This window comes from Streptomyces sp. NPDC001156, assembly GCF_053598275.1.
The window spans coordinates 29,257-42,180 of the sequence record NZ_JBSFJX010000020.1 but is presented as its reverse complement, the minus strand read 5'-3'; the positions used below and the strand labels follow the sequence as shown (position 1 = coordinate 42,180).

The 12,924-nt window shown below is 72.3% G+C and carries 8 protein-coding genes and 1 pseudogene; 6 read left to right on the top strand and 3 right to left on the bottom strand.

Annotated elements, in window-relative coordinates; genetic code table 11:
- Positions 1 to 157: 157 nt before the first annotated feature.
- A pseudogene (locus tag ACWDA7_RS13430) lies at positions 158 to 250 on the bottom strand (carbohydrate ABC transporter permease); the annotation flags it as partial.
- A 59-nt stretch (positions 251 to 309) separates the two neighbouring features.
- Positions 310 to 3,714, bottom strand: coding sequence for an FHA domain-containing protein (locus ACWDA7_RS13425; protein ID WP_450604288.1), 3,405 nt, complete (start codon positions 3,712 to 3,714; stop codon positions 310 to 312).
- Positions 3,715 to 4,493: 779 nt separating this feature from the next.
- Between ACWDA7_RS13425 and ACWDA7_RS13420 the strand changes: the two genes are divergently transcribed.
- The 4 genes from ACWDA7_RS13420 (at position 4,494) to ACWDA7_RS13405 (ending at position 10,551) form a co-directional block, all read left to right on the top strand.
- Positions 4,494 to 6,161: a protein kinase domain-containing protein gene (locus tag ACWDA7_RS13420; protein WP_450604252.1), complete on the top strand. Its 1,668-nt coding sequence runs from the start codon at positions 4,494 to 4,496 to the stop codon at positions 6,159 to 6,161.
- A gap of 205 nt (positions 6,162 to 6,366) precedes the next feature.
- Positions 6,367 to 7,599, top strand: a complete 1,233-nt coding sequence (locus ACWDA7_RS13415; protein WP_450604251.1) for a serine/threonine-protein kinase — start codon at positions 6,367 to 6,369, stop codon at positions 7,597 to 7,599.
- A gap of 879 nt (positions 7,600 to 8,478) precedes the next feature.
- Complete coding sequence (gene prfB / locus ACWDA7_RS13410; RefSeq protein ID WP_450604250.1) at positions 8,479 to 9,585, top strand: peptide chain release factor 2; 1,107 nt, start codon at positions 8,479 to 8,481, stop codon at positions 9,583 to 9,585.
- A gap of 327 nt (positions 9,586 to 9,912) precedes the next feature.
- The gene (locus tag ACWDA7_RS13405; protein WP_450604248.1) at positions 9,913 to 10,551 is read left to right on the top strand and encodes a hypothetical protein; all 639 of its coding nucleotides are present in this window, start codon (positions 9,913 to 9,915) and stop codon (positions 10,549 to 10,551) included.
- A gap of 139 nt (positions 10,552 to 10,690) precedes the next feature.
- Here the strand turns inward: ACWDA7_RS13405 and ACWDA7_RS13400 are convergent, their stop codons facing one another.
- Entirely contained in the window at positions 10,691 to 10,882 is a 192-nt protein-coding gene (locus ACWDA7_RS13400; RefSeq protein ID WP_450604246.1) for a hypothetical protein, read from the bottom strand.
- A gap of 342 nt (positions 10,883 to 11,224) precedes the next feature.
- Between ACWDA7_RS13400 and ftsE the strand changes: the two genes are divergently transcribed.
- Complete coding sequence (ftsE, locus tag ACWDA7_RS13395) at positions 11,225 to 11,914, top strand: cell division ATP-binding protein FtsE (RefSeq protein WP_359396975.1); 690 nt, start codon at positions 11,225 to 11,227, stop codon at positions 11,912 to 11,914.
- Between the two features lie 28 nt (positions 11,915 to 11,942).
- A complete protein-coding gene (ftsX, locus tag ACWDA7_RS13390) occupies positions 11,943 to 12,863 on the top strand; it encodes a permease-like cell division protein FtsX (RefSeq protein ID WP_059127797.1) in 921 nt (306 codons plus the stop codon).
- The last annotated feature ends 61 nt before the right edge of the window (positions 12,864 to 12,924 follow it).

Here is a 12,924-nt window from a genome sequence, read left to right as displayed (position 1 = left end):
CATGGGATCGACGCGGGCATACTGCCCGGAAACGGTCGATGGGCCGCTTTGGTTACGCCGGATGCGGCATTTGGGGGGAACGGCGAAGGAAACCCCAGGTGAACGGTGAGGGTGGACCGGGTGTCGGTCTACCCCCTGAACCGCCGTACGGAACACGCTATTTGACGGCGCCCGCCATGACGCCCGTCACGAACTGTCGCTGGAGCGCGAAGAAGACGGCCGGCGGGATCACCAGCGAGATGAACGTGCCCCGCTCCTCGGGCGCGACCTAGGCGCCACGCGGCGCAGGCGGGCGTGTGGCATCCGTCGTTACAACAGCGAAGGCACCTCTGCCGCCGACACCGACCGCGCCGCCCTCTCCAGCGCGCTCGCCAGCAGGGCCAGGTCCGTGGGCCCGTTGCCGAGTTCGCGGACGGGCCGCCGGGCAGGCGGGTCGCCCATGCGGTGCCACTCGAGCGGTACCACCGTCGGGCGCAGCGTCGCCGTGCGGGGGATGCGTCCCGTGATCCGCCCGCCCTGGAACGGCGTCACCTTGCCGTCCGCCCGCGTCAACCGCCCCCGACCCGGCGCCGGTTCCTCCGAGCCCGATGACACCTCGTCCAGCGTCACCCGCAGTGAGGCCGCGCGGGCCGGTTCCCACTCGGCCGTCCGTCCGCCCGGGCCGGCGGCGGCCACGAGATGCACCCCGAGCCGCTCTCCGTCCCGCGCCACGGCCTCCAGGGCCCGTACGACCGATCCCGCCGCCGGGCGGCCCGGCGATCCGAGGGCCGGGGACAGCAGCGCGTCCAGGTCGTCGACCAGCACCACAAGGCGGGCGGGCGCCGGCCGCGCCTCGGTCTGCTGCCGCGTCGCCGCGGGACGCAGCCGGAGCGTCGTGCTCGGCGGTGAGTCCAGGTCGCCCGGGGCCGCGCTTTCCGACCGCTGCGGCACGATCCGCGCCGACACCTCCTGCCGCGTGTGCCATTCGGCGAAGTCGAGACCCCCCAGCAGTTCGGCCCGCCGTTTCAGCTCGGCACTCAGCGCCTGCGCGAACTCCCGCATCCGCACCGGGTCGTTGGCCGCCAGATGCGTGGTGACGTGCGGCAGATCCGTACAGACCTTGAGGCCCTCCCCGCCCGAGCCGCCGTTCCCGCCGCAATCGCGGCCGTCCACGAGCACGATGCCCAGCCGGTCCGGGCGCTCGGCCGCGGCGAGCGACGCGGCGATCGAACGCAGCAGCTCCGTACGACCGCTGCCGGGTGGACCCTCGACCAGCAGATGCGGCCCCTCGGCGGCCAGATCGAGGCACACCGGACCGCGCGGGCCGGCGCCGAGCACCGCCCAACCGCGCCCGCCCGGCGCCGAGGTGTCGTCCACGGCGTCGGCCCAACGCGCCATCAGAGATGCGGGGGTGGCCCGTGCCAGGCCCAACTCGTCCAGCAGCCGCGCCGCCTGGGGCAGCGGCGCCGAGACCCGCACCTGCCGGTCCCCGCCGCCGTCCGTCCGCAGCGGGGCCAGTGCTCGCGTGAACCGCTCCGCCCATGCCGGGGACACCGCGTCCACCGCGGCGACGGTGCCTTGCCCCACCGGGGCGCGCAGCGCGCGCACGGCGTCCGCACCGTCCCCGGGTGCGACCCGCAGCAGCCGCAGCGCGGTGGCCACGTCCCCGCTCAGCAGGGCGACGGCCCCGCATGCGCGGAACGCCGGGGAGACCGCGCAGGCCGCCTCGTACGTCTCCGTGACCGGCGAGGCGGGCGAGGCCGGGGCAGCCTCGGCCAGGCAGACCACATGGATTCCGGCCCGTGCTCCCTGCTCCGCCAGCCGCACCACGGCCTCGCGGACATCGGCACCGCCCGGGTCGCCGTCCACGAGCACCACGGTGTAGGGCCCGGAGAAGGCGCCGTCCACCTGGTCGTCGTCCCGCGCCCAGGAGGGGCGACGGGCGCCCCGTCCGGCCGCCGGACCGCCGGGAGCGGCCGGACGGGCTGTGCGGTGGTCGCCGGGGGCGGTCCGGTGGGGGGTGCCGATGAGGCCGTCCGGGTCCGTGAGGTGGTCCTCCAGGCGGCGCAGCAGCTCGTCCGTGCGGGCCGTGGCCTGTTCGCGGTCGTACGCCAGCAGGAGCCGGCAGTCCTGGCCGTGAGCCGGGCGCAGGTGCGGCAGCCAGCCGAGCCAGGACCAGTCGGCGGTGCGCTCCTCCAGTGGGCGGGAGCGATCGGCACTGATCAGGACCAGCTCCAGCGTGTCGGGCGAGTGCAGCGCGGCGAGCTGGGCCACCACCGCGCGCGTGAGCCTGGCCAGCCGCTCCCGGGGGCCTGCGAGCCCTAGCGCACCGACCTCGCGCAGGTCAGCGGTGACGGGCACCGCGGACAGCAGCCCCGAACCGTCGGGCGCCGCCCGGTCCGCCGTACCCAGCCGCACGGTCAGTGACTCCGGATGCTCGGGGCCGCGCTCCCACAGCCGGGGTCCGGGGCCGAGCGCGTTCAGCAGCAGGGTCGCGGGGTCGGGCCACTTCTCCCGGCCCGGGGCAGCAAGGGGTGCGAGCGCCTGCGCATCCACGCCCTCGCCGTACGCCTCCAGTCCGCTGCCGCCCTGATCGCCGCGGCCTCCGGCCAGCCGGCGCGCCCACGCGGTGAGGCCGCCGCGCCTGCGTACCCCCGGCGGCACGTCCGTCCCGCGCGGCGGGGTGCCTTTGCGCGTGCTGTCCTCAGCCATGTCCCCGGCCACCGGGTCCCGGCTCTCGATCAGCGGGGCCCCGGCCTGAACCGGAACCACCGGTGTCGGGATGGGCGGCTCCACGGGCGCGTGCTCCTGGGCCCCTGGGGCAGCCCCGCCGGAGGCGCCCCAGGTGGTGACGCCGAAGCCGTGATGGGTGTCTCCGGTTGCTCTGTCGGCCGGGGCGGACCCGGTGCCGGGGGAGGGGCGCCCGGCACCCGGGGCGCGGTCGGCGCCGGAGGCCGCCGTGATGCCCGGGGCCGACCCCATGACGGTCACCACGCGCGCGTGCGGGACGGTCGCCGCTGGTGCGGGCCCGGCCGGGTCTTCCGGGTCCTCCTGGCCGAGGACCCGGACATGTCCTTCCCCGTCCGGCGCCGTGCCCACGGCCCGTACCCCGCCGGGTGGGGCCAGCCGCAGGGCCGATTCGCCGAGGCGCAGCAGCGCCCCGGGGGTGAAGCGCACCGGGTGATCGGTCACCGGCCTGCCGTCCAGCACCGTGCCGTTGGTCGAGTGCAGGTCCGCGACCGAGACGGTGCCGTCGGCGGCGACCGTGACGGCGCAGTGCAACCGGGAGACGTCGGGGTCGTCCAGCGGGACGTCGGCGTCGGCGGAGCGGCCGATGCGGATCACGCCGCCGTGCAGCAGATGCACGCCGCCCGCGTCCGGGCCCGCGACCACGTGCAACTGTGCCGCGTCCTCGTCGGGCTCGGGGCCCGGGTCCGCGGGGGCGCCGAGGGTCAGCACCGCGCCGTCCAGCAGCGGCGGCTCCCCCAGCGTGCAGCGCTGTGCGTCCAGCCGCTCCGCGCCCGCGTACAGCGCGACGGCGGCTCCCGCGGGCTCTCGACCGCGCTCGGGCAGTACGGCGCCCCCGGCCGAGCCGACCGCCGAGGCCAGTCCCGAAGCGACCGCGGCCAGCGCCGTCCCGGCGGGCGCGGTGACCAGCACATCGCAGCTCGCGGCGCGCACCCGGGATTCCAGGGGCGTGCCCAGCGGGTCTACGACGGTCAGCCGGATCTGCATCGCCGTCAGCGGTCCCTTCTGCACGGGCGCCCGCGGACGGGGAAGGGGGCTGCGTCGCGGTCGCCCACCGCGACTTCCCCCCACCGCTCACGAGCACATGGCCGGTACGGGAAGCATCCTCGCACCTGCCACCGACAGCGCGCCCGTCGCCCGCCGTCAAGTGATCTTGATTGGTCGGCTCTGCCCGCAAAAGTGCCTGACCAGTGCCCAGCAGGTGTCCGCTTGAGATCGGTCACGTCCGATCCCGGCAACCAAGTGCACCGAAGCGAGCGTCTCCTCATCGAACGTGTACGGGATGCCTATCCGTACACCACATGTGCGAAGCGCGGCGAAACGGCTGCCGCGCCTGGGCGGCAGTGCTCCTTGGAGCTCCTTGGTGCTCCGTCGCCGGTGGCACACCGCGACAGCGGCTCGCGGCGCTCACGGCTCGCGGCCGCAGCCGTGGCGGAACACAGTGGCGGAAGACGGATGCCGCGCCCCGGCCCCGCGAGGTCGCCGCTCGGCGCTCGCCCAGTAGGCCCTCTCCCGGGAAACCCCCACGCGCAGGTGTCCACGGGCAGGCCGTTCGGAGACCTGTGAACGACAGGGAAGGGGAGACCAGGAACCACAGGGAAGGAAGGGGAACGCTGACGTGCTCACCGACGTCCTTGGCTGTGAAAGCGGTGGTACGAGCAAGGACCGCCGACCCCCGCGTGCCAGGATCCGCGGCACTACAGTGGGACGGAACACCGGTAGCGCGGTGGACGGACCGGACAAGCAAGCAGCAGGGAGCGCATGACGTGCGGCCGGTAGGCAGCAAATACCTGCTCGAGGAGCCGCTCGGACGCGGCGCCACGGGCACCGTCTGGCGAGCCCGCCAGCGCGAGGCCGCGGGCGCCGAGGCGGCCGTCGCGGGCCAGCCCGGCGAGACTGTGGCGATCAAGGTTCTCAAGGAGGAGCTGGCAAGCGACCCGGACGTCGTGATGCGGTTCCTGCGGGAACGGTCCGTCCTGCTCCGCCTGACCCATCCGAACATCGTGCGGGTGCGGGACCTGGTCGTCGAGGGTGACCTGCTGGCGCTGGTCATGGACCTCGTCGACGGCCCCGACCTGCACCGCCACCTCCGCGAGAACGGCCCGTTCACACCCGTCGGCGCGGCCCTGCTCACCGCGCAGATCGCCGACGCGCTGGCCGCGAGCCACGCGGACGGCGTCGTGCACCGCGACCTGAAGCCCGCCAACGTCCTGCTCAAGCAGGACGGCGGCGAGATGCACCCGATGCTGACCGACTTCGGCATCGCCCGGCTCGCCGACTCACCCGGCCTCACGCGCACGCACGAGTTCGTGGGCACGCCCGCCTACGTCGCCCCTGAGTCGGCCGAGGGCAGTCCGCAGACCTCGGCCGTCGACGTCTACGGCGCCGGCATCCTGCTGTACGAGCTGGTCACCGGGCGTCCTCCGTTCGGCGGCGGATCGGCCCTGGAGGTGCTCCACCAGCACCTGAGCGCCGAGCCGCGCCGCCCGTCGACGGTCCCCGACCCGCTGTGGACGGTCATAGAGCGCTGCCTGCGCAAGAAGCCGGAGGAGCGGCCCAGCGCCGAGAACCTCGCCCGGGCGCTGCGGGTGGTCGCCGAGGGCGTCGGCGTGCACGCGAACTCCGCGCAGATCGCCGCGGCGGAGGGCGTGGCCGCGCTGCTCGCGCCGGACCCCTCCCCGGCCACCGTCCCCGGCTCCGCCGACCCCACGCAGGTCCTGCCGCACGGCTCCGCCGGATACGACCCGAACGCGGCGACGAGCGTCCTGCCGCACTCCTCGGGCCCCTTCGGCGCCGCCGACCCCACCGCCGTCCTGCCGAACAGAGGCGCGGCCGACCCGACGGCCGTCATGCCGCCGATGTCGCAGAACCAGCAGGGCGGACAGTCCGGGCAGGAGGATCCGCACCCCTGGCAGAACCAGTTGCGCGCCGCCCGCGACCGCAACGAGCAGACCCAGGTCCAGGCGTACCTCGACCCCGCCGAGGACCCGCTGCGCCGCCGTCCGCAGCGGCAGGTCAACCGGCCGCAGCAGCAGCCCGCCCCCGGATACGGGTATCCGCAGCGGCAGCAGCCCCAGCAGTACGCGCCCCAGCGGCAGCAGTACGCCCCCGCGCCGCAGCACCAGCCGCAGCGCTACGCGCCCGCGCCGCAGCAGCCGGCCCCGCGTCCGGCGCGCGAGCCGCGACCGCCGCGTCAGCGCAACGCCAACCCGATGAAGATCCCGGGACTCGGCTGCCTGAAGGGGTGCCTGTTCACGATCGTCATCCTGTTCGTCGCCGGGTGGCTGGTGTGGGAGTTCAGCCCGCTGCAGCACTGGATCGGGACGTCGAAGTCGTACTGGGCGCAGCTGAGCGACTGGTTCTCCTCCGTGACCGGATGGATCGGGAAGCTTGGTGACAGCGGCACCAGTGGCACCAGCGGCAACACCCCCTGAGCGCCGGACGTTCGAACTGACCCGAGAACGCTTCGACTTTGGGGATTTGTCGACACCTGAAGGGTGATTTCCGCTTCGGCGGTGAAGGTTGCCCCTTCGGACGCGTAGTTTTGTCGACCGGGTCCGGGAATCGCGGCGTCCGCCGCGGCAGAACGGCCCCGGAACGGCGCAGCGTCGGCAACACGCGTCCCCAGTAGGAGCAGTCTTGGCACGGAAGATCGGCAGCCGGTACACCGCTAACCAGATCCTGGGGCGGGGAAGCGCCGGCACGGTGTGGCTGGGCGAGGGGCCGGAAGGGCCCGTCGCCATCAAGATGCTGCGGGAGGACCTCGCGTCCGACCAGGAGCTCGTGGGCCGCTTCGTCCAGGAGCGCACGGCGCTGCTGGGGCTCGACCATCCCCACGTGGTGTCCGTACGGGACCTGGTGGTCGACGGCAACGACCTGGCGCTGGTCATGGACCTGGTCCGGGGCACCGATCTGCGCACCCGCCTGGACCGGGAGCGCCGCCTTGCGCCCGAGGCGGCGGCGGCGATCGTGGCCGATGTGGCCGACGGGCTCGCCGCGGCGCACGCGGCGGGGATCGTGCACCGGGACGTCAAGCCGGAGAACGTTCTGCTCGACATGCAGGGCCCCTTGGGTCCCGGCGGCGCGCACCCGGCACTGCTGACCGACTTCGGCGTCGCCAAGCTGATCGACTCGCCGCGCCGCACCCGGGCCACGAAGATCATCGGTACGCCCGACTACCTGGCCCCGGAGATAGTCGAGGGACTGCCGCCGAGGGCGGCCGTGGACATCTACGCGCTGGCGACGGTCCTGTACGAGCTTCTGGCGGGCTTCACGCCGTTCGGCGGGGGCCACCCGGGCGCGGTGCTGCGCCGGCATGTGACCGAGACCGTCGTCCCCCTCCCCGGCATCCCGGACGAGCTGTGGCAACTGATGCTGCAGTGCCTGGCGAAGGCGCCCGCGTCCCGGCTGCGGGCCTCGGAGCTCGCCGCACGGCTGCGGGAGCAACTGCCGCTGCTGGCCGGGATGCCGCCGCTGGAGGTGGACGAGCCGGACACGGAGCCGGTGGAGGAGCCGCACGAGGCGGCGGCGCCGGGTGACCCCGCGGTGGCGCCGGCCCGGCGGGGGGCGGTGCCGCTGGTCCCGGGGGCCAAGACGGACTCCAACCGGGACACTCACACGTCGATGCGGGTGCCGGGGCCGGACGAGCTGGCGGGCGGCGCCCGCGGCACGGCACGCGCCCCCCGCGCCGCGGGCGCACCCCGCCCGGGATCGGCCCGCCACCGGGCGCAGGCCCGCCGCCGCCGGATCGCACTGGGCGCGGCGACGGCGACCCTGCTCGCGGCCATCGGAGTCGGCGCATGGCTGGCCACCTCGGGAGACGACACCGCGGGCCCCACAGACACAAAGAACTCGGCCCCGGCGACACCCTGACAGCCGGTACACGACCGGCCGCGGTACGTCGGACCGGTGCCTCCACCGGCCGTCCGGCGTCCGAACCGCACGGCGGTCTGGCGTCCGACGCTCATGGCTCACCGGCCCGGAGTCCCTGGCCCCGGCCACAGCGGACCGGTGCCAGGCGCACTCCGGCCGCCCGGCCTCCGGCGGTCGAAGGCGAGGCCTCTCCGCCCCGGGGCGGCGGCCCCAACCCCTCAGGCCCGGTGTCACGCGCATCCCGGCCGCCGCCCCCGGCGGTCGAAGGCGTGGCCGCCCGCCGCCGGAGGCGCACCGCTTTCTGGGCCCCGCGTCCCGGGTCCAGGGCTCACCGGCCCGGCGTCCCGGGCCCGGCCCTCTCCGCCCGGTGGCCCAGGGGCCCGGTGCCCAGACGCACTCCGGCTGTCTGACAGCGAGGTCCCTTCGCCCCGGGGCCTCAGCGGCCCGAACCTTCCCGGCCCAGTACCAGACGCACCCCGGGCGCCCGGCGGCCGAAGGCGACGCTGCCCGGCGCCCGAGGCACGACTTTCTGGGCCCCGCGTCCCGGGTCCAGGGCTCACCGGCCCGGCGTCCCGGGCCCGGCCCTCTCCGCCCGGTGGTCCGGCGTCCCAGTGCCCAGGCGCGCCTCGGCCGCCCGACCGCGAGGCCCCTTCGCCCCGGGCCCCAGCGGCCCCGAAGCCCTCAGGCCCGTTGCCAGGCGCACCCCGGCCGCTCGGCCCCGGCGCTCGAAAGCAAGGCCGCCCGCCGCCCGAAGGCGAGGCCGCCCAGGCCGGAAGGGGTGGCGGGGCGGCGGCCTCAGGGGCTCGCGTGGCCCCTGGTGTCCCGGGAAGCGGCAGTCACCCGGCATGGGCTTCGCGGCGGAGCCGTTACGCTGGATGCGTGGCAGTCGTCGATGTATCCGAAGAGCTCAAGTCCCTCTCCTCGACCATGGAGTCGATCGAGGCCGTTCTGGACCTCGAGAAGATGAGGGCAGACATCGCCGTGCTCGAGGAGCAGGCGGCCGTGCCGTCCCTCTGGGACAACCCGGACGAGGCGCAGAAGATCACCAGCAAGCTCTCCCACCTCCAGGCCGAGGTGAGGAAGGCCGAGGCCCTGCGTGGCCGGATCGACGACCTCGGGGTGCTCTTCGAGCTCGCCGAGGCCGAGGACGACCCGGACACCCGCGCCGAGGCCGAGTCCGAGCTCTCCGACGTCAAGAAGGCGCTGGACGAGATGGAGGTCCGGACGCTGCTGTCCGGCGAGTACGACGCCCGTGAGGCGCTCGTGAACATCCGCGCCGAGGCCGGTGGCGTCGACGCCGCCGACTTCGCGGAGAAGCTCCAGCGCATGTACCTGCGATGGGCCGAGCAGCACGGTTACAAGACCGAGGTCTATGACACGTCGTACGCGGAAGAGGCCGGGATCAAGTCCACGACCTTCGCCGTCCAGGCGCCGTACGCCTACGGCACCCTCTCCGTCGAGCAGGGCACGCACCGCCTCGTCCGCATCTCCCCCTACGACAACCAGGGGCGGCGCCAGACGTCCTTCGCGGGCGTCGAGATCCTTCCCGTCGTCGAGCAGTCCGACCACGTCGAGATCGACGACTCCGACCTCCGCGTCGATGTGTTCCGGTCCTCCGGTCCCGGCGGCCAGGGCGTCAACACGACCGACTCCGCCGTGCGGATCACGCACCTCCCCACCGGCATCGTCGTCACCTGCCAGAACGAGCGGTCCCAGATCCAGAACAGGGCCAGCGCGATGAACGTTCTGCAGGCCAAGCTCCTTGAGCGGCGCCGGCAGGAGGAGCAGGCCAAGATGGACGCCCTCAAGGGCGACGGAGGAAACTCCTGGGGCAACCAGATGCGTTCGTACGTCCTGCACCCGTACCAGATGGTCAAGGACCTGCGGACCGAACACGAAGTCGGCAACCCCGAGTCCGTGTTCAACGGCGAGATCGACGGGTTCATCGAGGCCGGAATTCGCTGGCGCAAGCAGCAGGAGAAGTAAGTCCGGCGGTGAACGGCGAAATCGCCACCTGACAGCGATGCTTTGTCGAAAAGGCAACTGCCCCCCAAGCGGGGGCAGTTGCCTTTTCTGCGGCCGGATGTCTGGGTTTTACATCACACTCACGCTGCGACGTCTCCCGCAAACGATCACTTACTGGACATCGCGTACGCAACGACCTTGACGTTGCTGTGAAAACTCGGAAGGGTGAAGTGCGGCATGCGTATCTCTGGGGTGCATGTGAACCGGGGGGCTCCCGTACAGCCGCCCCCGACGCCGCGGCCCCGGGCGCTGCCCCACTGACGATCAGCTACTGGGGGTAGTAGGCAGATGACCAAGAAGACGCGGATCCGTGTGGCGCGGATAGCCGCCGGTGTGGTAATTGCCGCCGGTGCTTCGCTGACCGCCGCGGGTGCCGCTTCGGCGCTCGACCTCAACATCGGCGCGAGCGCGGACGACGACGGCCTGAGGGTCCACGTCGCCGCCGGCCTCGGCGGCGAGACCGGCGAGCCGACCGGCGATCCCTCCCAGACCGGCATCCCCTCGGCCCCCGTCTCGACGCCTCCGGCGCCGCCGACGTCCGAGCCGCCGACCGCCACGGGTGAGCCGACCGACGACCCGACCCAGCCCACCGGCGAACCGACCGAGCCGACCGACGACCCGACCGAGGGCAACGGCGGCGGCCACGGCAACGGGAACGGCGGCGGCAACGGTGGCGGCGACAACACCAACCCCGACGGCGGCAACAACCCGGTCCAGCAGGGCAAGGGTTCCTCGGGCCTGACCGACACCGGTGCGGACAACAGCAGCTCCGACACCTCCGCCCAGGGCGGCGGTAAGCAGCTGGCCGAGACGGGTGCCGGTCAGACCGCGTTCCTGCTGGTCGGCGCCGCCACGATGATCGCCGGTGGTATCGGCTTCCGGGTGCTGCCGCGCTTCGTCAGCGGCCGCAACGGGGCTGCTGTCTGACCAAGGCTCAAGCCGCCCGGCCGAGGCCGATGGGCCCGTGCAGCGTCCGCAGGCCTGAGAAGCGCATGGGAAGGGCCCGGAGCGTCATCTCGCTCCGGGCCCTTCCGTATGTCCCCGTGCCGCCGTGTGTGCGGCTGTCCTACGCCGTCTGGTGCGCCAGCAGCGCCACTGCTGCGATCAGCACGGCCAAGAGCACGATCAGCGCCATTGGATTCAGCCCTGACCAGGGGTTCTCCTGCTGCAGGCGCTCTCGGCTCGCGCGGCAGACGGGGCAGCGTCCCTCACTGACGGGCGCCGCGCAGTTCGCGCACACCAATCGGTCGTACGTCATGCGCCTCGCCCTCCTTGTGCCGCTTACACGTACACAACGTTTCCGGGAACGCAACCGTTCCCCACTCCACTGTGCCAGGTTCCGTCGATTTCGGCGCGGGGCCTTGAGGGAATGGGGCCTGGAAGCGCTCCCAGGGCGGTCGGAGCGGCTGGTTCCGGAGCCACGGGACCCCCCCGCGGCCGATCGCGTCCCCACGGCCGAATTGCAGGATGTCATGGTTCGTGCTGTGGCTGGGGGTGGACAAAACGCATAACTCTTGCACAACCCAGACCGGCGACTGCGCCGGTACACCTGCTTCGCGTATGGTCACGGTCACCAATCCCAACGGCCCGTGGTGCATCCGTGATCCGATTCGACAATGTCTCCAAGGTCTACCCCAAGCAGAACCGTCCGGCCCTCCGGGATGTATCCCTGGAGGTCGAGAAGGGCGAGTTCGTGTTCCTCGTGGGGTCCTCCGGCTCCGGAAAGTCCACCTTCCTGCGGCTGATCCTCCGCGAGGAGCGGTGCAGCACCGGGCAGGTGCACGTCCTGGGCAAGGACCTCGCACGTCTCTCCAACTGGAAGGTGCCGCAGATGCGCCGCCAGTTGGGGACCGTGTTCCAGGACTTCCGTCTTCTGCCGAACAAGACGGTCGCCGAGAACGTGGCCTTCGCTCAGGAGGTCATCGGCAAGTCGCGCGGCGAGATCCGCAAGTCCGTGCCCCAGGTGCTCGACCTCGTCGGGCTCGGCGGCAAGGAGGACCGTATGCCGGGCGAGCTGTCCGGTGGTGAGCAGCAGCGCGTCGCCATCGCGCGGGCCTTCGTCAACCGGCCCAAGCTGCTGATCGCCGACGAGCCCACCGGAAACCTCGACCCGCAGACCTCCGTCGGCATCATGAAACTGCTCGACCGGATCAACCGGACGGGCACGACCGTGGTGATGGCGACCCACGACCAGAACATCGTGGACCAGATGCGCAAGCGCGTCATCGAGCTGGAGAAGGGCCGCCTCGTCCGCGACCAGGCACGCGGCGTCTACGGCTACCAGCACTGAGATCCACGGAAAGGCTTGAGCAGACGCCATGCGCGCCCAGTTCGTTCTGTCGGAGATCGGTGTCGGTCTCCGCCGCAATCTGACGATGACCTTCGCGGTGATCGTCTCGGTCGCCCTCTCGCTTGCCTTGTTCGGCGGTTCGCTCCTCATGAGCGACCAGGTGAACCAGATGAAGGGCTACTGGTACGACAAGGTCAACGTCTCGGTCTTCCTGTGCAACAAGAGTGACGCGGAGTCCGACCCCAACTGCTCCAAGGGCGCGGTCACCGAGGAGCAGAAGAAGCAGATCATCGGCGACCTGGACAAGATGACGACCGTCGTCCAGAAGGTCACCTACGAGTCGCAGGACGAGGCCTACAAGCACTACAAGGAGCAGTTCGGCGACTCCCCGCTGGCCAGTTCGCTCACTCCGGACCAGATGCAGGAGTCGTACCGCATCAAGCTGAAGAACCCGGAGCAGTACCAGGTCATCGCGAGCGCCTTCAACGGCCGCGACGGCGTGCAGTCGGTGCAGGACCAGAAGGGCATCCTCGACAACCTCTTCGGGTTGCTCAACGGCATGAACTGGGCCGCCCGCGCGGTCATGGCGATGATGCTCGTCGTCGCGCTGATGCTGATCGTCAACACCGTGCGCGTCTCCGCGTTCAGCCGTCGTCGTGAGACCGGCATCATGCGTCTCGTCGGCGCCTCCGGTTTCTACATCCAGGCGCCGTTCATCATGGAGGCCGCGGTCGCCGGACTCATCGGCGGCACGGTCGCGTGCGGGTTCCTGGTGGTCGCCCGGTACTTCATCATCGACCACGGCCTCGACCTGTCCCACAAGCTCAATCTGATCAACTTCATCGGCTGGGACGCCGTGTTGACGAAGCTGCCGCTGATACTCGCCACGAGCCTGCTGATGCCCGCGCTTGCCGCTTTCTTCGCGTTGCGCAAGTACCTGAAGGTGTGATGCACGCCAATGGGGGCGTGCGGGCAACCGCCCGTACGCCCCCATGCGTTGTCCTAGACTC